This window comes from Pseudomonas ulcerans, from assembly GCF_036324125.1.
GTDB lineage: Bacteria > Pseudomonadota > Gammaproteobacteria > Pseudomonadales > Pseudomonadaceae > Aquipseudomonas > Aquipseudomonas ulcerans.
Genome location: NZ_JAZDQN010000103.1, coordinates 1 through 1,026 on the forward strand (window position 1 = coordinate 1; position 1,026 = coordinate 1,026).

The 1,026-nt window shown below is 60.4% G+C and carries 3 protein-coding genes; 1 reads left to right on the forward strand and 2 read right to left on the reverse strand.

What is annotated here, in order from left to right; all coding sequences use genetic code 11:
* On the reverse strand, window positions 1-423 hold the full coding sequence (locus V0R59_RS31785; RefSeq protein WP_330105875.1) for an immunoglobulin-like domain-containing protein: 423 nt from the start codon (window positions 421-423) through the stop codon (window positions 1-3).
* Between V0R59_RS31785 and V0R59_RS31790 the strand changes: the two genes are divergently transcribed.
* On the forward strand, window positions 340-645 hold the full coding sequence (locus V0R59_RS31790) for an immunoglobulin-like domain-containing protein (protein ID WP_330105877.1): 306 nt from the start codon (window positions 340-342) through the stop codon (window positions 643-645). The two genes, V0R59_RS31785 and V0R59_RS31790, sit on opposite strands and share 84 nt — an antisense overlap.
* A gap of 141 nt (window positions 646-786) precedes the next feature.
* Here the strand turns inward: V0R59_RS31790 and V0R59_RS31795 are convergent.
* Window positions 787-1,026, reverse strand: a 240-nt coding sequence (locus V0R59_RS31795) for an immunoglobulin-like domain-containing protein (RefSeq protein ID WP_330105876.1), incomplete at its 5' end; no start/stop codon positions are given.

Here is a 1,026-nt window from a genome sequence, read left to right on the forward strand (position 1 = left end):
CTACGCCGAAGGGTGCTGCGCACCTGCCCCTTCCAGACACCTCCGCTCGGCCTCCTGACGTCGCGAGTTACGGGCGGTGTCTGCATTGACGCATCTTCGACAACAAAGCCGGCGTTGCCAGTTAGAGCTCTTGCTCTTGTTTGTGCTTTTGCTCTTCTTGCGCGCCAGTTCAGACGCCACAAAGTGCGACCTCGTCAGGCCGAGTGGAGGTGCCTGTTCGATGCTGTCGGTAACTGCGGTTACGGCTGCAGTCGGGCTGACTTCCAGGTGCTCGAAGTCACCACCGGTGGTGCCGGTGATGGTGACGCTGACATTGCCGCCATCCACGTAGACGGTGTTCTGCGGCGCCGGGAAGGTAATCGAACCTTCGCTCAGGCCTTTACCGATGGTGATGGTCTCGCCGTTGCTCAGCGAGATCTTCATCTCGGTGCCTACACCGCCCGCCTGACCAACCCGGCCGGCACCGAGATGAAGATCTCGCTGAGCAACGGCGAGACCATCACCATCGGCAAGGGCCTGAGCGAAGGCTCGATCACCTTCCCGGCGCCGCAGAACACTGTGTATGTGGATGGCGGCAACGTCAGCGTCACCATCACCGGCACCACCGGTGGTGATTTCGAGCACCTGGAAGTCAGCCCCGTCTGAACTGGCGCGCAAGAAGAGCAAAAGCACAAGCAAGAGCAAGAGCAAGAGCAAGAGCAAGAGCAAGAGCAAAGGCTCTGACTGGCAACGCCGGCTTTGTTGTCGAAGATGCATCAGTGCAGGCGCCGCCCGTAACTCGCGACGTCAGGAGGCCGAGCGGAGGTGTCTGGAAGGGGCAGGTGCGCAGCACCCTGTGTCGATGCTGTCGGTGATCGCAGTCACAGCGGCGGTCGGGCTGACTTCGAGGTGCTCGAAGTCACCACCGGTGGTGCCAGTGATGGTGACACTGACATTGCCGCCATCCACATAGACGGTGTTCTGCGGTGCGGGGAAGGTGATTGAGCCTTCGCTCAAACCTTTACCAATGGTGATGGTTTCGCCATT

Excerpts from the sequence above, each read along its gene's own strand:
- V0R59_RS31785 (WP_330105875.1), bottom strand. The coding sequence starts at position 423 with ATGAAGATCTCGCTGAGCAACGGCGAGACCATCACCATCGGTAAAGGC.